Annotated in this window: 22 protein-coding genes; 13 read left to right on the top strand and 9 right to left on the bottom strand. The window is 48.3% G+C overall.

Translation table 11 applies throughout. The annotated features are described in order from the left end of the window. Positions 1–46 precede the first annotated feature (46 nt). The 4 genes from ABD980_RS04060 to ABD980_RS04045 are packed head-to-tail and all read left to right on the top strand — an operon-like array spanning position 47 to position 3,160. Positions 47–631 (top strand): NUDIX hydrolase, encoded by a 585-nt coding sequence (locus ABD980_RS04060; RefSeq protein WP_345369798.1) that lies wholly within the window; start codon positions 47–49, stop codon positions 629–631. Between the two features lie 17 nt (positions 632–648). Further along, the gene (aat, locus tag ABD980_RS04055) at positions 649–1,386 is read left to right on the top strand and encodes a leucyl/phenylalanyl-tRNA--protein transferase (RefSeq protein ID WP_377536195.1); all 738 of its coding nucleotides are present in this window, start codon (positions 649–651) and stop codon (positions 1,384–1,386) included. Between the two features lie 9 nt (positions 1,387–1,395). Further along, positions 1,396–2,115 (top strand): arginyltransferase, encoded by a 720-nt coding sequence (locus ABD980_RS04050; protein WP_345369793.1) that lies wholly within the window; start codon positions 1,396–1,398, stop codon positions 2,113–2,115. A 1-nt stretch (position 2,116) separates the two neighbouring features. Continuing rightward, on the top strand, positions 2,117–3,160 hold the full coding sequence (locus ABD980_RS04045; protein WP_345369791.1) for a quinone-dependent dihydroorotate dehydrogenase: 1,044 nt from the start codon (positions 2,117–2,119) through the stop codon (positions 3,158–3,160). A gap of 138 nt (positions 3,161–3,298) precedes the next feature. On the opposite strand, the gene phaP is transcribed toward ABD980_RS04045, so the two are convergent. Then, a complete protein-coding gene (gene phaP / locus ABD980_RS04040; protein WP_300647701.1) occupies positions 3,299–3,877 on the bottom strand; it encodes a TIGR01841 family phasin in 579 nt (192 codons plus the stop codon). Between the two features lie 213 nt (positions 3,878–4,090). Between phaP and ABD980_RS04035 the strand changes: the two genes are divergently transcribed. Next, positions 4,091–4,387, top strand: a complete 297-nt coding sequence (locus ABD980_RS04035; protein WP_300647699.1) for a DsrE family protein — start codon at positions 4,091–4,093, stop codon at positions 4,385–4,387. On the opposite strand, the gene ABD980_RS04030 is transcribed toward ABD980_RS04035, so the two are convergent. The 3 genes from ABD980_RS04030 to ABD980_RS04020 all read right to left on the bottom strand — a co-directional run bounded on the left by ABD980_RS04030 (position 4,384) and on the right by ABD980_RS04020 (position 6,905). Next, the gene (locus ABD980_RS04030) at positions 4,384–5,178 is read right to left on the bottom strand and encodes an IclR family transcriptional regulator (protein WP_260649984.1); all 795 of its coding nucleotides are present in this window, start codon (positions 5,176–5,178) and stop codon (positions 4,384–4,386) included. The two genes, ABD980_RS04035 and ABD980_RS04030, sit on opposite strands and share 4 nt — an antisense overlap. A gap of 108 nt (positions 5,179–5,286) precedes the next feature. After that, entirely contained in the window at positions 5,287–6,081 is a 795-nt protein-coding gene (locus ABD980_RS04025; protein WP_260649935.1) for a competence/damage-inducible protein A, read from the bottom strand. A gap of 11 nt (positions 6,082–6,092) precedes the next feature. Continuing rightward, positions 6,093–6,905 (bottom strand): EI24 domain-containing protein, encoded by an 813-nt coding sequence (locus ABD980_RS04020; RefSeq protein WP_300647697.1) that lies wholly within the window; start codon positions 6,903–6,905, stop codon positions 6,093–6,095. Between the two features lie 46 nt (positions 6,906–6,951). On the opposite strand from ABD980_RS04020, the gene ABD980_RS04015 reads away from it, so the two are divergent. Then, positions 6,952–7,335, top strand: a complete 384-nt coding sequence (locus ABD980_RS04015) for a thioredoxin family protein (protein ID WP_300647696.1) — start codon at positions 6,952–6,954, stop codon at positions 7,333–7,335. On the opposite strand, the gene ABD980_RS04010 is transcribed toward ABD980_RS04015, so the two are convergent. Genes ABD980_RS04010 through ABD980_RS04000 form a run of 3 tightly spaced genes read right to left on the bottom strand, consistent with a single transcriptional unit; the run spans position 7,315 to position 9,755 of the window. Further along, positions 7,315–8,646 carry a DEAD/DEAH box helicase gene (locus ABD980_RS04010; protein WP_300647695.1) on the bottom strand — a complete coding sequence of 444 codons (1,332 nt, stop codon included), beginning with the start codon at positions 8,644–8,646 and terminating at the stop codon, positions 7,315–7,317. The genes ABD980_RS04015 and ABD980_RS04010 overlap by 21 nt on opposite strands. 32 nt (positions 8,647–8,678) lie before the next feature. Continuing rightward, positions 8,679–9,014 (bottom strand): AzlD domain-containing protein, encoded by a 336-nt coding sequence (locus ABD980_RS04005; RefSeq protein WP_260649939.1) that lies wholly within the window; start codon positions 9,012–9,014, stop codon positions 8,679–8,681. After that, on the bottom strand, positions 9,015–9,755 hold the full coding sequence (locus ABD980_RS04000) for an AzlC family ABC transporter permease (RefSeq protein ID WP_377536193.1): 741 nt from the start codon (positions 9,753–9,755) through the stop codon (positions 9,015–9,017). An 88-nt stretch (positions 9,756–9,843) separates the two neighbouring features. Here ABD980_RS04000 and ABD980_RS03995 point away from each other — a divergent pair, with 88 nt between their 5' ends. After that, positions 9,844–10,047, top strand: coding sequence for a zinc-finger domain-containing protein (locus ABD980_RS03995; RefSeq protein WP_260649940.1), 204 nt, complete (start codon positions 9,844–9,846; stop codon positions 10,045–10,047). A gap of 24 nt (positions 10,048–10,071) precedes the next feature. After that, the gene (locus ABD980_RS03990) at positions 10,072–11,166 is read left to right on the top strand and encodes a YheT family hydrolase (RefSeq protein ID WP_260649986.1); all 1,095 of its coding nucleotides are present in this window, start codon (positions 10,072–10,074) and stop codon (positions 11,164–11,166) included. On the opposite strand, the gene ABD980_RS03985 is transcribed toward ABD980_RS03990, so the two are convergent. Continuing rightward, the gene (locus ABD980_RS03985) at positions 11,163–12,644 is read right to left on the bottom strand and encodes a beta-barrel assembly-enhancing protease (protein WP_300647694.1); all 1,482 of its coding nucleotides are present in this window, start codon (positions 12,642–12,644) and stop codon (positions 11,163–11,165) included. The two genes, ABD980_RS03990 and ABD980_RS03985, sit on opposite strands and share 4 nt — an antisense overlap. A 9-nt stretch (positions 12,645–12,653) precedes the next feature. Next, the gene (locus ABD980_RS03980; RefSeq protein WP_345369785.1) at positions 12,654–13,520 is read right to left on the bottom strand and encodes a cytochrome c oxidase assembly protein; all 867 of its coding nucleotides are present in this window, start codon (positions 13,518–13,520) and stop codon (positions 12,654–12,656) included. A gap of 138 nt (positions 13,521–13,658) precedes the next feature. Between ABD980_RS03980 and ABD980_RS03975 the strand changes: the two genes are divergently transcribed. Genes ABD980_RS03975 through ruvC form a run of 5 tightly spaced genes read left to right on the top strand, consistent with a single transcriptional unit; the run spans position 13,659 to position 18,257 of the window. After that, positions 13,659–14,810 (top strand): FAD-dependent monooxygenase, encoded by a 1,152-nt coding sequence (locus ABD980_RS03975; protein ID WP_300647692.1) that lies wholly within the window; start codon positions 13,659–13,661, stop codon positions 14,808–14,810. 6 nt (positions 14,811–14,816) lie between these two features. Further along, positions 14,817–15,845, top strand: a complete 1,029-nt coding sequence (dusB, locus tag ABD980_RS03970; protein ID WP_300647691.1) for a tRNA dihydrouridine synthase DusB — start codon at positions 14,817–14,819, stop codon at positions 15,843–15,845. Positions 15,846–15,865: 20 nt separating this feature from the next. Beyond that, the gene (locus ABD980_RS03965) at positions 15,866–16,105 is read left to right on the top strand and encodes a helix-turn-helix domain-containing protein (RefSeq protein WP_260649945.1); all 240 of its coding nucleotides are present in this window, start codon (positions 15,866–15,868) and stop codon (positions 16,103–16,105) included. Between the two features lie 17 nt (positions 16,106–16,122). Further along, positions 16,123–17,712 carry a bifunctional phosphoribosylaminoimidazolecarboxamide formyltransferase/IMP cyclohydrolase gene (gene purH / locus ABD980_RS03960; protein ID WP_300647690.1) on the top strand — a complete coding sequence of 530 codons (1,590 nt, stop codon included), beginning with the start codon at positions 16,123–16,125 and terminating at the stop codon, positions 17,710–17,712. Further along, positions 17,712–18,257: a crossover junction endodeoxyribonuclease RuvC gene (ruvC, locus tag ABD980_RS03955; protein WP_300647689.1), complete on the top strand. Its 546-nt coding sequence runs from the start codon at positions 17,712–17,714 to the stop codon at positions 18,255–18,257. Before purH ends, ruvC begins: the two co-directional genes overlap by 1 nt. Position 18,258: the final 1 nt, after the last annotated feature.

Here is an 18,258-nt window from a genome sequence, read left to right as displayed (position 1 = left end):
CCAACTGTTCTACAATCAATCACAACCTATAAAAATGTGGAACACTATGACGACCAAACCTTCCGACTTCTATTTTCCTAATCCACGCTCGCTGCATTATTGTACTCAATGCGCCAACCCGTTAGCCCGTATTATTCCACCTGATGATAACCGTGTGCGCGATGTCTGTTTGCAATGTGGTTCCGTCCATTATCAAAATCCCCGTAATGTTGTAGGCGTGATTCCTATTTGGGAAAATAAGATTTTGTTGTGTAAGCGTGCTATTGAGCCACGCTATAACACTTGGACTTTGCCCGCTGGCTTTATGGAACTTAAAGAAACATCAGCAGAAGGCGCATTACGTGAAGCCGACGAGGAAGCTGGTATTGCTGGTATTGAACTTGGGCCATTGTTTTCTGTCATTGACGTTCCTTCGGCTGGGCAGGTTCATATTTTTTATTTGGCGACTATCACTCAGCCAGAGCTTAACCCTGGCCCTGAATCCCTTGAGGCCCGTTATTTTGAGTTTGATGCTATCCCTTGGGATAATTTATCCTTTAGGACGGTTAGCACCACGCTAGAACACTATTTAGCCGATGCTAAAAAAGGACAATTTTCCATTCATTATTACAGCTTGGATGAAAATCACTAATTAGCACGATGCCATTGATTTCTATTCCTTGGATAGACGCGGATGAGCCTTTTCCTCCCGTCTCTACGGCCTTAGCTAATGGATTACTGGCCGCGGGGGCCGATCTATCGACTCCCCGCTTGTTACAAGCCTACCAACAGGGCTTATTTCCCTGGTATAACCCGGGTGAGCCTGTTTTATGGTGGTCACCGGACCCTCGTGCCATTTTGCGCTGTGATGCTTTTAAACTCTCTAAGTCTTTAGCCAAAACATGCCGCCGTATCGCACGCCAAGAACAAGATAGCAATGCTCGCTGGCGTATTACCACCGATGTGGATTTTCTTGCTGTGATCCAGCAATGTGCGGCCGTACGCCAATACCAAGAAGGCACCTGGATTTCTGATGAGATCATTCAAGCTTATTATCAGCTCCACCTTCAAAAATACGCCCATAGCATTGAAGTTTGGCAGGACAATCAATTAGTTGGTGGTCTCTATGGAGTGAAAATTGGACGTTTTTTCTTTGGTGAGTCCATGTTTAGTTTGGTTTCAGATGCAAGCAAAGTGGCGCTTTATTATCTGACACGTTGCTTGTTACAGCTTGGGATTCCATATATTGATTGCCAACAAGAAACGGCTCACCTGCTGTCTTTAGGAGCACATACCGTACCTCGCAGCACTTTTATCGAGCTTTTACAACAATACACCTCCGCTCCCCCTACACCATGGCATGTCGGTCAGCTCTCTGCGCAAGGCCAGTGGATCGCTCTGCAATAGGACATAACAATGGGTACGATAGAACCACCTCTGCCAACAGCGATTCAGTTTTACACAACCTCTAGCTATGATTGCAGCTATTTAAGCGGCCAGCGCGCTCGTTCTTTAGTTGCCGCGCCGTCTCATCTTATACATAGCTCCTATTATGGACGCCTGATTGATTTAGGCTTTAGACGCAGTGGCACTTTTACCTATCGCCCACACTGCGATCATTGTCAAGCCTGCGTGCCCATTCGTATTGATACCCTTAATTTTACGGCTACTAAAAACCAACGGCGCCAACTAAAGCGTTATCAACACCTGCGTGCCGCACGCCGTCCCTTAGTCTGGAACCCTGAGCATTATGCGCTGTATCGACGTTATCAAGCAGCACGCCATGCCGGCTCCGATATGGATAACGACGATAAGTCTCAATATATCCAGTTTTTATTGAGTAGCCACGTACATTCTTATCTGATTGAGTTTTCCGATATGGATGGGGTGCAAATGGTCGCTTTGGTTGATGAGGTTGAGCAAGGACTATCGGCCGTGTATACCTTTTTTAACCCGGACCTTTCTGGTTTGGGTACTTTTGCTATTTTATGGCAAATTCAATATTGCCAACAACATCACTTGCCGTGGCTTTATTTAGGCTATTGGATAGAACAAAGTCGTAAAATGGCTTATAAAACACGTTTTACTCCTCATCAACTTTTTTTACATGGTGAATGGGTTAGCCCAGCCTCCTAATATGTCACTTTTACTCCACACCTACGGTTTAGTTCGTCCCGCGCTTTTTCAAATGGAAGCAGAACAAGCACATGAGTTCACACTACGATGGTTAGATCGCGTCCATCAATGGGCCAAACCACTAATCAGCCAAGAGCTGTTATTGCCTACCGAACTCATGGGGCTAAAGCTAAAAAATCCCGTTGGTTTGGCCGCAGGACTCGATAAAAACGGCGCTCATATTGATGCACTTGGCTCTTTAGGTTTTGGTTTTGTAGAAGTCGGAACGGTTACGCCTTTAGCACAAGCGGGTAACCCTAAACCCCGTTTATTCCGCTTGCCTGCAAAGCAATGCCTAATCAACCGCTTTGGCTTTAATAATGATGGTTTAGAACAATTTATAAGCAATGTACAAAAAAGCCAATGGCGCCATACCGGAGGGATACTCGGGCTAAATATCGGTAAAAATGCCGCCACCCCAATCGAGCAAGCAACGGATGACTATTTAACAGGTTTAGATGGGGTGTATGCGCACGCAGACTATATTACCGTTAATATATCTTCACCTAACACGCAAAACCTACGCGCGTTGCAAGCTGAAAATGAGCTGGTGCAACTCTTAGGTGCTCTCAATCAACGACGCGAGCAACTGCAAGCCCAGCATCAGCGTTATGTGCCCATCGCGGTAAAAATTGCCCCCGACCTGGAACAAAGCCAAATCGATAGCATTGCTGCAGCGGTGCAGCAGTGCCAGATTGATGGCATTATTGCGACCAATACAACCTTAAGCCGAGACTATGTCGCAGGGTTAACTCATGCACAAGAACAAGGCGGCCTTTCCGGTCCAGCTGTTCATACACTCTCTTTAAAAGTCATCGAGCGGTTACGTAGTCAGCTTGGCAAAGATTTTCCTATTATCGGAGTAGGTGGTATTAACTCTGGAATAAACGCAGTAGAAAAAATCCAAGCAGGTGCCAATGCTATCCAGCTTTATACAGGCTTAATCTACCAAGGTCCCCTACTTATTCGTGACTGCGTAGATGCGATTCGTAATCTACAGCGGTAATTAAAAAGAAAAAAGCCCTTAGCAAAAGCCAAGGGCTATAAAAAACAACACACCACACAGGATGGCATAGATATGATTCTAACTATGCCATGTTATTGCCTTGCGCTTTACTACCCCTAGCAAGGCAAGACAATTCTATTATTTCGTATTTCGAGCACGCGCGATATTCTGCTCTACAACCTCGGCAGCTTGCTCGGCAGTTTTCATTACCGCACCAGTAGCAGCGTTTACGTTAGCTTCGCTAAGCTCGGCAGCCTGACGAGATGCTTTTAATAGCGTATCTGTAGCATTACCTGCTGCAACTAACCCAGACTTTACAAGAGCAATAGCACTCTCGCTGCCAGCCGGTGCATTTTTAGCTAACTGCTCAACAAATTCAGCGGCTTGTTGCTGATTGTCTGCAATTTGTTTTTCTGTCAGAGCCGTGATTTCCTTTTGAACCTGACTTACTACTTCAAATACACTTTTACCGTAGTTAAGCACTTTTTCAGCGGAAGGCTGAGCCAGTTCTGTTACAAAAGCAGCTGCTTGTTGTACATCTTGTAAGCCAGCAACTTGTTGAGATTTGGCAGCAATTTCATCTAAAGAAGATTTAAAAAGCTGGATATTTAAATTTACGAGCTGCTCAAAACCAGAAAAAATATGATTTTGTGCTGCGATTAAGTTATCAAAATTACGCTGTTGGTTGGTTAAAAACTGTTGTGCTGGTACGCTCATGGTAGTTTCCTTTAACGTCTATATGACATTGATTGATCAACATTACCGAAGGCCTCAACCGTTAACGCACAACGGATAAACCTTCCATGCTGCACTGCAGCAATACATTCATTCTACCTATTATCTCTGTTAGGTCAAGCTATCTTTCCAATTAAACCACAAACAAAAGGTTTATATGCTGCGCTACAGCAACACTTTTTTCTTTTATTTATTATGAAACCTACCCAACTTCTTCTACATGCCGCATGTGCCGACTCACTACAACGTGCTCGCAACAATGCCACTCATTTTCTTCACGCTGAACCTGATGCTCACGTGATCATCGTGGCAAACGCCGGCGCCGTTGAAATGGCACTATCGCAACCTCACCCTACAGACCCCCTATTAAAACTCTGTAGTAACACGCTTAAAAATATAAAAAAGCAGGCAACGACCCAAGAAGTCGTGCCTGCTGCGATTGCTTATATTGTGCAAAAACAAAAAGAAGGTTGGTTGTACGTACGCGCTTAAGCTTGACGCTCAGGACGCATAGGCTCAAAACCTAAAGCGGCAGAAATGTCGCGTGCGGTGTCTTGTAATAATGGAATCCAAGCATCACGCAAACGCTCAGAGGGAGCAGAAAGCGATAAGCCGGCTACTAACGTACCCGTATCATCATAAATCCCTGCCGCAATGCACCGCACCCCTAATTCTAGCTCCTCGTTATCACGGGCATAACCATGACGACGTACCAAAGCCAGCTCTTTTTCTAGGTCAGCAACCTGAGTAATACTATTGCGCGTGTTACCCGCCAACCCTGTACGCATGACATAAGCTCGCACTTGTCGGGTGTCTAGCTCAGATAAAAACAATTTACCACTGGAGGTGAGATGTAGCGGTGCATGTCCACCGATAGCACGCACCACCTGCATGCCAGAGTTCTCACTCCACGAGCGCTCTACATACACAATCTCATCGCCCTGTTTCAAAGCAAGGTTAACCGTCTGACCAGTAATTTTATGTAGCTCACGCATCGCCTCAACGGCTGCTGCGCGCACATTTAGACGGCCTTTGACTAAAGAGCCTAACTCTAACAAGCGCATACCTAGACGATACAAACCGTTATCTACACGCTCTACATAACGCCCTACAACCAAATCATTTAAAATTCGATGAGCCGTAGATGTATGTAGGCCTGTGGACTTGGCTAGATCTTTTAAAGCTACAGGCTCAGACTGACGCGCTAATTCATCCAATAAAATCATGGCGCGCTCTAAAACTTGAATCGTAATCAAACCGGAGCTTGGGTTAGGTGCTGGCATAGTATCGGTCACTAGAGATCAAAAAGATAGTCCCTCTTTGCATTGTGGGAAAAGTTGATGCATTGCAACAATTCCATATTATGAAATTTCATCTAAGATGGCAAGCATTTACTCTGCAATAGGGGTCAACTTACCCCCTAATTGCTGAACTTGCTCTTTTAAAAATGCTAAGGCAGCCGTACACGCCTGAGGGTCTCCCTTTACGCCTAATTCTATATGCGGACGACGCCTATTATCTCCCACGCTGGGTAAGCTGAATGCCTTTACTGTTGGCCATTGGCTCTCGACCTGCTGTAACGCCGGAGTAATACGTGACTCAGGCAAAGAAAAAGCCAAAAAAGAATACTCGACCTGATTATCTAAATGATGCAAATGGGCATACTTATTATCTAAGACCCACTCCATCATCGGCCACGCCATTACAGGAAAACCTGGCATAAATGTATGGTTATGAATAAAAAAGCCTGGGATTTTATTGTAAGGGTTCGGGACGATTTCAGCGCCAACCGGGAACACGCCCATCTGTAAGCGCTGCTGGTGTTCCGGTAAACTCATATCAACGGTTTGGCTCCCGACCTGTTCTTGTGTGCGCTCGGTAATAAGCGCCGCGGCTTCGGGGTGTAACGCCAGATCTACGCCCAGCGCGCGTGCTGCAGCTTGACGCGTTTGGTCATCAGGAGTCGCACCAATACCACCACAACTAAACACGATATCATCCGTCGCAAAACTCGCTTTTAGTGTGGTTTCAATATGATCAGGATCATCGGAAATGATTTGCGCACTATGTAAACGGAGCCCACGCGCATTCAGCAGCTCCACTAGCTTTGAAAAATGCTTATCCTGACGACGTCCCGATAGAATTTCGTCACCAATAATAATTAAACGTATAGCGGGTTTATGCATAAAACATCCTGTTATAGCGATAACTCATGCTGATGAATGGTATTTTCCGCTCGGAGCTCAGCCAGTGCCGCTAAATTAAAATGGGCAAAGACCAGCGCAGAAAAAACGGGCAACACCAACCAAGCTGGGGGGATTAAATTTAACAAAGCCATCAACAGCCCCATCAGCCAGTATTCTTTTTGATGGCGCATTAAAAGGATCTTACGCTCTTGTAGGCTAGCATGCTCTACCATCGAGTCCACCCGCAATAAGCGGGTAAAAGCAAAAGCCCACCACCACACCGGCAGCACCACAGCGAGTGGAGCTATGAGCCATAAGGGCAAAGTTAATAACCAGCCCACGCAAAAAAGCACACCAACCCAAAGGGCATTCATCACACTATAACTAAATGCGTTTTTGCCTTGGCGTTTTAATTGAGGAAAATAGCGATGTTGTACAAAGGACAACACAATAGGCATGGCGACAACTGCGGATACAATCAACCCCAAAATCCCCGCTATAGGTAATAAGGCACCCGCAGCTAATAATGGAATAATGAATGTTTTGACGACCAGCAAGCCCGCCCCTACTAGCCACAAATCAGCATGTGCATCAAGTATGCCCCACTGCTCTAACCATATGGCAATATGTGTTTTAAGTGGCGTCCAAAATAACCACAACAACACAACAGCTCCAATCAATGCCACCAAAAAAGGCAAGAGCAGCGCCCCCAGCATTTTAGGGTGCAACTGTGAAGACAAGGCACGAGTAAAGGCCCGCTTTAAACGCTGAGTCGCCGTGGACGACGTGCCAACCTGAGTAGAAAGGGAATTAGGTGTAGGCATGGTTTTCGCTCTATGATTAATCCATATTGATTTTAAGGTGATAAAAGTGTTTTACCCTGAACATAACCGATCGGAAATACAACAAAAACTAACACAGCTTACTGATAACGACTATGCCGTTGTTTGCTTTTGTGCTGCCTGGTGCCGCACTTGCGATGGATTTAAGCAACAGCTAGAACAGGTGGCGCAGCGCTACCCCCAGCATATTTTCATCTGGGTTGATGTAGAAGAGCATGAAGACTTACTCATCGATGAGGACATTGAGGACTTTCCCACCTTGTTGATCCAAAATAAAAAAGGAACCATCTTTTATGGTCCCCTTTTGCCTTTTGCGCAGCATTTGGAGCGGCTGTTAGATCAAGCCGCCGCACAACCACGTTATCGTGATCCCGTGCCAGCCTTTGTTGACTTAATAATAGCCTCCGCCTAATAACACACCAACAAAGCGCTTTTTCTGCCCACTGGCTACCGTTTTCTCTTTAGTAACACGAGTGGGGGCTTTAGCCGTGCTGGGCTGATAGGGCTTATAAAAAATCTCATCTTGTGGTGCTCGCGCACGCGCTGTGTGGCTGGACGCATTTGGTAAGGATAAACGCTCAAGTTTTAGCTTCGACCCTATGAGCTTTTGAATATCCTGCCACAAGTGCTGCTCATCGGCACTCACTAAAGCAATGGCCTCGCCTTTAGCACCTGCACGTCCAGTACGCCCAATTCGGTGTACATAGTCCTCGGGGTTAAAAGGCAGGTCATAATTAATTACACACGGCACTCCCGCCACATCCAAACCCCGCGCAGCCACATCCGTAGCAACTAAAATCTCTAAAGCATCGGCTTTAAACGCATCTAATACTTTCATGCGTTCTAACTGACTTTTATCGCCATGAATAGCCGCGGCCTTAAAGCCACTGCGTTCTAATTGACGCGTAAGACGGTTCGCCCCTAGCTTCGTATTGGTAAACACGATTACTTGTGTTAGCTGTTGACTACGCACAATGTGTTCTACTGCTCGACGCTTAGCATCGCCTTCCGCCGCATAAGCACGTTGCGTCACGGTATCTGCTGTGGCATTACGAGCCGCCACCTCGATACTTACTGGGTCACGCAGAAAGCTCGTCGCTAGCTTACGAATCTCTGGACTAAAGGTTGCTGAAAACAATAAGCTTTGGCGCTGTTTAGGCAATAAGCGGACGATTCGATCCAAGTCCGGCAAAAAGCCCATATCCAGCATGCGGTCGGCCTCGTCTAATACGAAAATACCAACTTGGCTTAAGTTCACATTTTTTTGCTCAATGTGGTCTAACAGGCGTCCTGGTGTGGCGATGAGTATTTCACAACCGCGCCGCAGCTCATCGCGTTGGGCGTTAATATCCACCCCCCCAAACACCACAGCCGACCGCAAGGGCGTGTTTTTACAATACAGCTTAACACTCGCTCCAACTTGGTCTGCCAATTCACGTGTAGGCGTTAAAATAAGCGCGCGCACGGGGTGACGGGCGGGTGATGCACTATGCGTAGCAAACGGCATCAAACGATGCAATATAGGCAAAGAAAAAGCAGCGGTTTTACCGGTGCCGGTTTGTGCCGCCCCCATCACATCACGCCCTTGCATCACTACAGGTAATGCCTGCGCTTGAATTGGTGTCGGCGAGGTATAACCGGCCGCTAAAATCGATGAGAGTAAATCAGGATGTAAACCAAAACTGGCAAAACTAGGTGTTGAATCTGCGTTTGTTTCTTTCATTGAAAATCATGCTTACTTGCAGCGTAAAGGGATTAGGCTAAGGCTTTGAGTAACCAATATATGGCCATACCAGAAACCATGAGCCACACGGAGTTATGTGTGCGTAAATAAACCAGCACCGCTACCCCCGCTGCAATGAGTTTATAGAGGTCTAGACGAGGATAAGAACCCACAGACCAAGGGAAAATTTCAGGGAGAATAATAGCAGTCAATGCCGCTACCGGAGCATAACGTAAGGCTCGACGCACTCCATCGGCTAAGGGCAAATGGTCCCCGAATAAAAAATAACCTGCTCGGGTCAAAAAGCTTACGACCGTTAAACAGGCCACTGCCCCTAAAATATACCAATCATACTGGTTAAATGACATTTAAGCGCCCCTTTTATGTTGTAGTTGCTCTGTCACCACGCCAGCCACTACCCCTGCAACTACGGCAGCCACGAGACCCAAACGTAGCGGTAACAGCTGCCCCGCCCACGCTACACTCCCTGCCACAACCAAGCACATGATAAAGGGACGCGTTTTAATTAAAGGCATAATCACAGCAATCAAAGCTAAAATCGCTGCATACTCTATCCCCCACGAAGCAGGAATAAATCCCCCTAAGTAAATCCCAGCAAAAGACAAAGACTGCCACACAATCCAGTTAGGTAAAATAATACCCAAAAAATACCAAAGGTGTTGTGGTCTGCCTACAGGACGATCGTCCCCAAAACGCGACATAAACAACACAAAAGAAATATCGGTAGTGATATAGCCTAAAAACAGACGCCTTTGCCAAGAGAGGTGACGAAAAAAGGGTTGTAAAGCCGCACCAAAAATCACAAAACGGATGTTAACAATAAACCCAGCCGCAAAAATCAACCACAAAGGGGCATTAGACTCAATCAACGGCAGCGCCGTTAACTGTGCTGAACCCGCATATACGAACAACGTCATCAACCCCGCATAGGTTTCTGAAAGGCCAGATTTAAGCATAGCTATGCCTGTCACAAACGCCCAAATCCCGGTTGCGATCAAGGTTGGTGCCGCTTCGCGCAAACCTAAGCTAAAATAATGGCGCTCTCTAGGAGAAAGCGCACCAAGACGTAGTTTTTTATATAAAGACACCTTGTCTCCTAGGTTAAATCCACTCAAGAACGGCTTGGTCTTGCTACAATTATGATGTTTAGTCGATTACTGCCATCAAGGAGCCCTCATGAGTTCTCTCTCGTCTAGCAGCACCCCCTTTGAAACCATTACCGTTACCGCTTCCGATTTGCCGGTGTATTGTCCCGGCCCACAAGCCCCATTATGGAGCATGCACCCACGCGTTTATATCGAAATTGAAAAAAATGGCACAGCAAGCTGTCCTTATTGTAGCGCTACCTATCAATTGGCAACCGAAAACGACTCCAAATAACTTCGCCTTTTCTTTTTGCGCGTAATTGTGACCGCTAAAATTGACTTATCAGACTGCCCGACACCCTTTTGGCTGCCAGGTGGACACCTCCAAACCATTTATGGTGCGCACCTTGCTCGCCATCACCGCATTGCCTTCGTCCGGGAGCGTATTAACACTCCCGATGGTGATTTCTTGGATTTAGACTGGACAGGCCCAGGGCTTTTTGCCGACCGTCTTGCCAATGGCAGCACCGCACCTCATGACGCCCAGCTCAACAAAACAGCAGCGCGACGTTGGGCTCAAGACGACGACTGGGCGACCTTACCCCAAAGCCCACACACGCAAGCGCTTGTTCTCTTTCATGGTCTAGAGGGCAGCAGCCGCAGCCATTACGCCCAATCCATTGCACAATATTTTCGGGCGCGGGGTTGGGTGGTAGTGGTAGCACATTTTCGCAGCTGCTCAGGCTTTCCTAACCGCATGGCACGCGCTTACTATTCTGGCGATAGCGAGGAAATAGGCTTTATCTTGCAGAGCGTACGTAATCGCCTACCACATGCATTATGGCATGCCGTAGGCGTATCACTAGGCGGTAATGCTTTGCTGAAATACCTGGGCGAGCAACAAACACAATGCGCCTGGCTGCACGCAGCGGCGGGAATTTCTGTGCCCTTAGATTTGGTTAGCTGTGGTAATGCGCTTTCTGAGCGATTTATCGGCAAATGGGTATATAGCCCCTACTTCCTAAAATCCATGAAGGCCAAAATCTACGAAAAATCACGGCGCTTTCCCGGTATGATTGATATTTTACGCCTAGGGCAAGCACGCACGATTCGCGATTTTGATGATATTTACACAGCCCCCATGCACGGCTACCAACACGCTTTAGACTACTGGACACAAGCTTCTAGCAAGCCATTGTTGCGCTCTATCGCGATCCCAACCCTTTTGCTCAATGCCAAAAACGACCCCTTTGTACCCGAGGAATCCCTTCCTCAGCCACAAGAGGCTTCTGCACAGGTATTACTACACCAGCCCGAGCAGGGTGGGCACGTCGGCTTTACCACTGGTGCTTTCCCAGGCCATATTCATTGGCTCCCCACACGTTTAGCCCGTTTTTTTGAGACCAATACCTAGCCTTTAAAGCGTTCCAGCAACAAGCGATCGCGCTCTAGGCGCTCACGTAAATCACGGATTTGCACATCTAGCTTAGACTGCTGATAAAAGTCAGTACTTAGGCTTCGCGCCTGCTGCAACTGATCAACCGCACTAGATAACGCCCCGACCAAAATATAATACTGAGCCATGGCCTCACGGGCTTCTACGGGCTGCTGCCGCTTATCTAAAGCCTGTGCTAGCAGCTGATGAAAACGCGGCGCTTGAGGCCACTGTTGAATACGCTGCTCTAAAAAAGGGATAGCCTGCTCCAACAAACCTTGTTTTTGCAAAGCCTCTACATAATCTAAGGCTATAGCTTGATTATTTGGCCACTTAGCCCATGCTTGTTTGGCTAACTGCCAGGCTTTTTCTGTTTGCCCCTGTGCCCAGTACACATCGATCTGCAAACTATCTAACGCCGCAGACTCCACACCAACCTGTCGAGCCTGTTGTAAATACTGCTGTGCCGCGGCTTTATCATTGCGCTGTTTTGCGGCATAAGCCAAACCATAATACGCCGCGGCTTTAGATGCGCCCGATTGACTTGATACGGCCTCTTGTAAACGCTGCTGCACCGACAGCAACGCCGAGCCACCTTGGGCCTGTAAAACAGCCGCCGCTGCCTGCACAAACCAAAAATCGGTACTTTGTGTATAGGTTTGGGCGGGTGTCGACATAATCCTATTTTCTACGTCGGCTAAACGCTGTGCCGATAATGGGTGCGTGGTGGCATAAGCATTCGGGGACTCATTTAAGCGCGAGCTATGCATGAGCCGCTTAAACATTTGAGCCATGCCATTTGGATCAAAACCCGCGCCCTGCAGCATGTGATAACCAATCCGATCGGCTTCTTGTTCAGCCTGACGTGAAAATCCCAACTGCCTATCAACAGCCGCGGCTTGCCCAAAAGTCGCTACCCCCATCGCTAAATCCGCACTACCTGCTAAACCAGCCAGCAGCGCCCCCACCAAAGAAGCCAACATAATATGACTTGACTCTGAGCTTTGTGTCATCCCCCGCGCCACATGTCGTTGTGCTACGTGAGCGATTTCGTGGGCCACTACAGATGCGAGCTCAGCTTCACTTTCAGCCGCAACCATCAAACCGGTATTGATGCCAATATACCCACCCGGCAATGCAAACGCGTTAATGGTTCGATCCCGCATCCCAAATACCTGAACCTCATAATGTAAAGGTACCGAGGAATGCTTAGCCAGCTTTTGTCCTAGCTCCGTTAAGTATTGATTAATAATGGGCTCCGTCACATACTGCGGATCACGTCGCCCCTGCTCCATAATGGCATCACCTAAAGTGCGCTCCAAGTTGGGAGATAACTCTGCCCCTGAAGCCGGCCCCATACTGGGAATACCCATCGGCTGAGATAAGGCTGGCGTAACAACCAATAATTGAGCGCTTAATATCGCCGCTAAACCTTGAGTAAGAGCACGGTATTTCATGACGACCCTTTAGGAAGAAAGCGTGGTTTTTTGTGTAGATAAGCCCAAACGCTGCACTAAATCTGATTGCAAGCGTCCTTTTGCAGACAAGCGTACCACAGTGGCCAGCGCATAAGCGATGCCAAACGTCTCAACCAGCCCCGCTGCCACCCACATCACTAGTCCCCCTACCGCCTGATCTTTAAGCGCATCAAAGCTAGGAATCGCCCGACCGCATAAATCAAAAATGGGGTAAAGGTCTTGTGTTGCAAAAGTAATATATGCCCCCACGACGATTTGCGGTGCCATGGTAATCAATGGCGATACCACCCGCCCCCACGGCTTCATACGGGCAGGCGGGGCGGGGCGTCGATCTAAAATCAAGTTCCAATACATCAGTCCACTAATCACTACCGACCAATTCATGAAACGATATAAACGCCAATCAATCATGGAGTAGAACTGGGGTATAGGCAGCAACCAAACCAATACAAAAAATACAAATAAAAAGGGCACCAACACAGGGTGAGTAAAGGTGTTTTTGACGCGTAAGCCTGTAGGTGTGCACAAAAAGTCACGCCAGCGACGCCGCCATGCTAAGGGCAAGCCCGCACGCATAACTTGCCCTGGATACGACAGCATGATGAGCAAAGGCAACAAATGATGCAAAAACAAATGCTGAATGCGATGAATAAAAAACATCCGCTCTGAATAATAATCCACCAAGGTATGAAGATTTAAATACAGAGCAATAAAGCCAATCCAAAACAACCATTGTCGGCTTTTTTGTACAGCGTGCACACGGCTACCGCGCCAAAACAGCACGCCACAAATCACAAAGGTAACAATTAAGGTGGGGGAAAATTCCCACGGGGTTAACCACTCCAACCAGTTCATGCGGGTATCACAAGTAAATAGTCAAAAAACAAAGCCATTACTTAGGCAGAGAATAATCAGCAAAGTTTCCTAACCCAAAAATAGCTATCCATTACAATAGCGTTATTTAGTTGATTTCGCACCTTTTTCTCAACGCCTATGACACGCCCTGATTTTGATATTGCCATTTGTGGTGCTGGTCCAGTTGGCTGTGTACTTGCTCTTTTGCTTGCACGATACAGCCCACACCCCGAACGCATTGCCCTTTTTGGACAAAAACCACCTGCTCAAGGTCAAAAACTGGATCCTCGTACCCTTGCGCTTAACCACGGTAGCCGGCAGTTGCTTGAGCCACTTGGGGTTTGGCCCTCGCGAGCAGCAAGCATGCATACCGTCCACGTTTCACAACAGGGTCGCTTGGGGCGCACCCTCATTACGGCGGCCGAGCTTCAAGTAGATGAGCTGGGCAGCGTGGTGAACTATGACGACCTGTTGTCTCATTTACGCCAAGCAGTACAGCAACACGCTATTCGCTATATCGAGGTCGATCAACCCGTATACGCACAAAGTCAGAAAAATGGCGTTTATGTACAAGCGGGTGCCCAGCGCTATGAGGCGGCTTTAGCCATTCAGTCGGATGGCACCCGTCCCAAAAACCTAAAACGTGACTATAACCAATGCGCTCTACTGGCTACCATACAAAGCTCAGCCCCCCGTAGCGCTTGGGCCTTTGAGCGCTTTACCTCTTCAGGCCCCTTAGCCTTATTACCTCACCCAAACCAGGCCGACTGTTATGCCTTAGTCTGGTGTAATTCGCCCGCACGCACACAAGAACTACTTCAGCTATCCTCGACTGCCTTTGAAAAAGCCCTACAGACGGCCTTTGGTGCACGCTTAGGACAGCTGCAGCTAGTAAGCGAGCGCTTCGTTTTTGACTTGCAGCTGTCTGCCGGACCGAGTTTACCCGCCCCTTATATTGCGGCGATTGGAAATGCGGCTCAAACGCTTCACCCCGTAGCAGGCCAAGGGCTAAATCTAGGGTTACGAGACACAGCACAACTGGCGCTGTCTTTACGTCCATGGCTCGCTCAAACACAACAAGACCCGCTTCGCTATTTGCACCATTATGCAGAGCAACGTCGCCCCGACCGTTGGCTTACCGGCTCGATTACAGATTTTCTGCCTCGAGTTTTTGCCACCACCAACCCGCTCATTCAGCATGCCTGTGGACTTGGCTTGTTAAGTATGGACTGTTTGGCCCCCGCACGCTTCCCTTTAGCGCGTCAGCTCCTTCAAGGTTTACGAGTTTAATTAACCATGCAAATTGGAAATTGGCTTTTTACTAACCCAGCCGTTGTCGCCCCTATGGCTGGCGTGACTGACCGCCCTTACCGGCGTCTCTGCAAAGCACTTGGTGCCGAATATGCCGTTACCGAAATGGCCGCGAGCAACCCCAAACTGTGGGACAGTGTTAAAACGGCTCGTCGCCTTGATCACACCGGCGAACCCGACCCCATTGCAGTACAAATCACCGGCTCAGATCCAGACATGATGGCAGAGGCGGCCTTATTTAACATCGATAAAGGAGCCCACATTATTGATATCAATATGGGCTGCCCGGTAAAAAAAGTCTGTAATGTACTTTCAGGCTCTGCTTTACTTAAAGATGAAGACTTAGTTGCGCGCATTGTGGAGCGCGTCGTGAACGCCTGTCTCCCTCATCAGATCCCTGTTACCTTAAAAACGCGCACAGGCTGGGATCGTCAAAACAAAAATGCCCTACGCGTAGCAAAGCGCGCCGAAGACGCCGGCATTGCCGCCTTTACTTTGCATGGACGCACACGCTGTGACTTTTACCAAGGCGAAGCTGAATACGATACAATTCGAGAAGTCAAAGCGGCATTACGCATTCCGGTTATTGCTAACGGCGATATCGACTCTCCCCAAAAAGCCAAATTTGTGCTCGAATACACAGGAGCCGATGCCGTTATGGTGGGACGTGCAGCGCAGGGGCGACCATGGATTTTCCGAGAAATTTATCACTACCTGAAACATGGTACATTGCTTGCCCCACCCACCTATGGCGAAATGAAACATATTCTCTTGGAACACCTCCAAGACCATTATGATTTTTATGGGGAATTCATCGGGGTGCGCTCTGCGCGTAAACATATCGGCTGGTATTTTGCCAATACCCCAAACGCGGCACCGTGGCTAGCACAAATCAATCAAATTGAATGCACACGCACACAGCTCCAAGCGGTTGCAGAATGGTTTGACCAGCACGACCCGCATGACTTTCTTGAACAACCCACGGCTCCTATTACAGATGCCGTTTCTTGTTGATCATTTGAACTGATAAAAACATGCCCAACACCAATCCTCTAGAGCAATCGGTACGCGAAAGCCTTGAACGCTATTTTGCAGACCTCGGTGACTCCCAACCTCGCGATATCTTAGCGATGGTCATTCATTATGTGGAACGCCCTGTCTTAGAGATCGCTCTAGAAAAAACCAATGGAAACCAATCTAAAGCCGCAGAAATGCTGGGTATTACACGTAGTACCTTGCGCAAAAAACTGCTGGCTCATAATATCCAACCTTAACTCATAGTGTAATCATCATGAAGATCCAAACCGCCCTCTTATCGGTTTCCGATAAAACAGGAATTGTTGAATTTGCCCAAGCCCTCGCCCAACGTGGTGTGCGTTTACTCTCTACGGGAGGCACAGCCAAACTCCTTCAGGAGGCCGGCCTGACCGTCACCGAAGTCGCCGACCACACTGGCTCGCCCGAAATCCTTGATGGCCGTGTCAAAACCCTGCACCCGAAAATCCATGGCGGTTTACTGGCGCGTCGTGATGACCCACAACACCTCAGCACCTTAGAGCAACATCAAATCGACCGTATTGATATGCTCGTAGTCAATCTCTACCCTTTCCGTGAAACCATTGCCAAAGCGGACTGTACCTTTGCTGACGCGGTAGAAAATATCGATATTGGTGGCCCAGCCATGTTACGCGCTGCTGCCAAAAACCATGGCACAGCAGCTGGTGGGGTCACAGTCATTATTGATCCAAACGATTATGAACGTGTACTCAACGAAATCGATGCGCACGGCATGACCTCTTATGGTTTACGCCTTGAGCTCGCCACCAAAGTCTATGCCCATACGGCCGCCTATGATGGCGCGATTGCTTCCTATCTCAGCAGTCTTAACACTAAAGAACCAGCCCAAGACCAAAGCCCTGATCGTAATGAGTGGCCCCAAACGCTAACACTACAAGTTCAACAACACCAAATCATGCGCTATGGGGAAAACCCACACCAAAGCGCTGCCTTTTATCGTGACCCCCAAGTAGGTGCCGGCCTGTTAGCTAACTACGAACAACTACAAGGCAAAGCCCTGTCTTACAACAACATTGCCGATGCCGATGCTGCTTGGGAATGTGTGCGTAGTTTTGAAACGGGTGCATGTGTGATTGTGAAGCATGCGAATCCCTGTGGCGTTGCTCTTGGCGAAACTGCCGCTAAAGCCTACCAAAATGCGTTTAAAACCGATCCCACCTCTGCATTTGGAGGCATTATTGCTTTTAACCAAACGGTGGATTCCGCCGCAGCCAATGCTGTGTCTCAACAGTTTGTCGAGGTCTTATTAGCCCCTGACTACACCGAGGAAGCCCTCGCGATTTTTGCTGAAAAGAAAAACGTACGAGTACTCAAAGTAAAATCTGGTCAGGCTCATAATCCCTTTGACATCAAACGCGTAGGGGGGGGCTGGCTAGTACAAACTCCTGATACCTATCGCGATAATAGCGACGCTTTTAAAGTGGTCAGCGAAAAACAACCCACTACAGAGCAAATGCAAGACATGTTGTTCGCCTGGAATGTAGCAAAATACGTGAAATCCAATGCTATTGTGTTCTGCGGCCAGGGGATGACTTTAGGCGTGGGCGCTGGACAGATGAGCCGCGTCGACTCTGCACGTATCGCTTCGATCAAAGCTGAAAATGCAGGGCTCTCTTTACAAAACTCAGCGGTGGCTTCCGACGCGTTCTTTCCTTTCCGTGATGGGCTGGACGTGGTCGCTGACGCCGGTGCAACATGCATTATTCAACCTGGCGGTAGCATTCGTGATGACGAGGTCATTGCCGCAGCCAATGAGCGCGATCTCGTGATGGTATTTACGGGTACACGCCACTTCCGCCACTAATGCGCATTTTAGGCATAGACCCCGGCCTACGAAAAACAGGATTCGGGGTCATTGACGTCCATGGGTCGCAGCTGACTTATATTGCTAGCGGCACCATCGTGGTGCCCACAGAACAGCGGCTCGCGGCCCGCCTACAGGTTATCCTTGATCACATCCGCGAGATTGCCGCCTTACATCAGCCCACGCATAGCGCTGTAGAAAATGTATTCGTCAACATGAACCCCCACTCTACTTTATTATTAGGCCAGGCCCGTGGTGCGGCACTTTGTGCCTTGGCCGATAGTGGATTAGAAGTCTATGAATACACCGCCCTGCAAATTAAAAAAACCATCGTCGGTCGAGGGCATGCAGATAAAGCACAGGTACAACATATGGTACAACACTTACTACGTCTTAACGGCACCCCAGCCCCTGACGCAGCCGATGCTTTAGCTTGTGCCATCTGCCATGCGCATCACTACCCGCTACAACAACAGCTGCAAACTCAACAACACGTCTCCCCACACCTTACGCGCACCCGTGGTGGGCGTTTTATCGGAAAGTAAA

The sequence above is a fragment of the Paenalcaligenes hermetiae genome (assembly GCF_039543645.1).
In the GTDB taxonomy this organism is placed as follows: Bacteria; Pseudomonadota; Gammaproteobacteria; order Burkholderiales; family Burkholderiaceae_B; genus Paenalcaligenes; species Paenalcaligenes hermetiae.
The sequence above is the reverse complement of the archived record's forward strand: the minus strand, read 5'-3'. Positions and strand labels throughout refer to the sequence as shown.

Bases quoted from the DNA above. Each gene is read 5' to 3' on its own strand.
- ABD980_RS04030 (WP_260649984.1), bottom strand. From the start codon at position 5,178: ATGCCAGCACCTAACCCAAGCTCCGGTTTGATTACGATTCAAGTTTTA.
- dusB (WP_300647691.1), top strand. From the start codon at position 14,817: ATGCAAATTGGAAATTGGCTTTTTACTAACCCAGCCGTTGTCGCCCCT.
- ABD980_RS04025 (WP_260649935.1), bottom strand. From the start codon at position 6,081: ATGCATAAACCCGCTATACGTTTAATTATTATTGGTGACGAAATTCTA.
- ABD980_RS03975 (WP_300647692.1), top strand. From the start codon at position 13,659: ATGACACGCCCTGATTTTGATATTGCCATTTGTGGTGCTGGTCCAGTT.
- purH (WP_300647690.1), top strand. From the start codon at position 16,123: ATGAAGATCCAAACCGCCCTCTTATCGGTTTCCGATAAAACAGGAATT.
- ABD980_RS03980 (WP_345369785.1), bottom strand. From the start codon at position 13,520: ATGAACTGGTTGGAGTGGTTAACCCCGTGGGAATTTTCCCCCACCTTA.
- ruvC (WP_300647689.1), top strand. From the start codon at position 17,712: ATGCGCATTTTAGGCATAGACCCCGGCCTACGAAAAACAGGATTCGGG.
- ABD980_RS04045 (WP_345369791.1), top strand. From the start codon at position 2,117: ATGTCACTTTTACTCCACACCTACGGTTTAGTTCGTCCCGCGCTTTTT.
- ABD980_RS04010 (WP_300647695.1), bottom strand. From the start codon at position 8,646: ATGAAAGAAACAAACGCAGATTCAACACCTAGTTTTGCCAGTTTTGGT.
- ABD980_RS03995 (WP_260649940.1), top strand. From the start codon at position 9,844: ATGAGTTCTCTCTCGTCTAGCAGCACCCCCTTTGAAACCATTACCGTT.
- ABD980_RS03985 (WP_300647694.1), bottom strand. From the start codon at position 12,644: ATGAAATACCGTGCTCTTACTCAAGGTTTAGCGGCGATATTAAGCGCT.
- ABD980_RS04035 (WP_300647699.1), top strand. From the start codon at position 4,091: ATGAAACCTACCCAACTTCTTCTACATGCCGCATGTGCCGACTCACTA.
- ABD980_RS04060 (WP_345369798.1), top strand. From the start codon at position 47: ATGACGACCAAACCTTCCGACTTCTATTTTCCTAATCCACGCTCGCTG.
- ABD980_RS04050 (WP_345369793.1), top strand. From the start codon at position 1,396: ATGGGTACGATAGAACCACCTCTGCCAACAGCGATTCAGTTTTACACA.
- ABD980_RS03965 (WP_260649945.1), top strand. From the start codon at position 15,866: ATGCCCAACACCAATCCTCTAGAGCAATCGGTACGCGAAAGCCTTGAA.
- phaP (WP_300647701.1), bottom strand. From the start codon at position 3,877: ATGAGCGTACCAGCACAACAGTTTTTAACCAACCAACAGCGTAATTTT.
- ABD980_RS04020 (WP_300647697.1), bottom strand. From the start codon at position 6,905: ATGCCTACACCTAATTCCCTTTCTACTCAGGTTGGCACGTCGTCCACG.
- ABD980_RS04005 (WP_260649939.1), bottom strand. From the start codon at position 9,014: ATGTCATTTAACCAGTATGATTGGTATATTTTAGGGGCAGTGGCCTGT.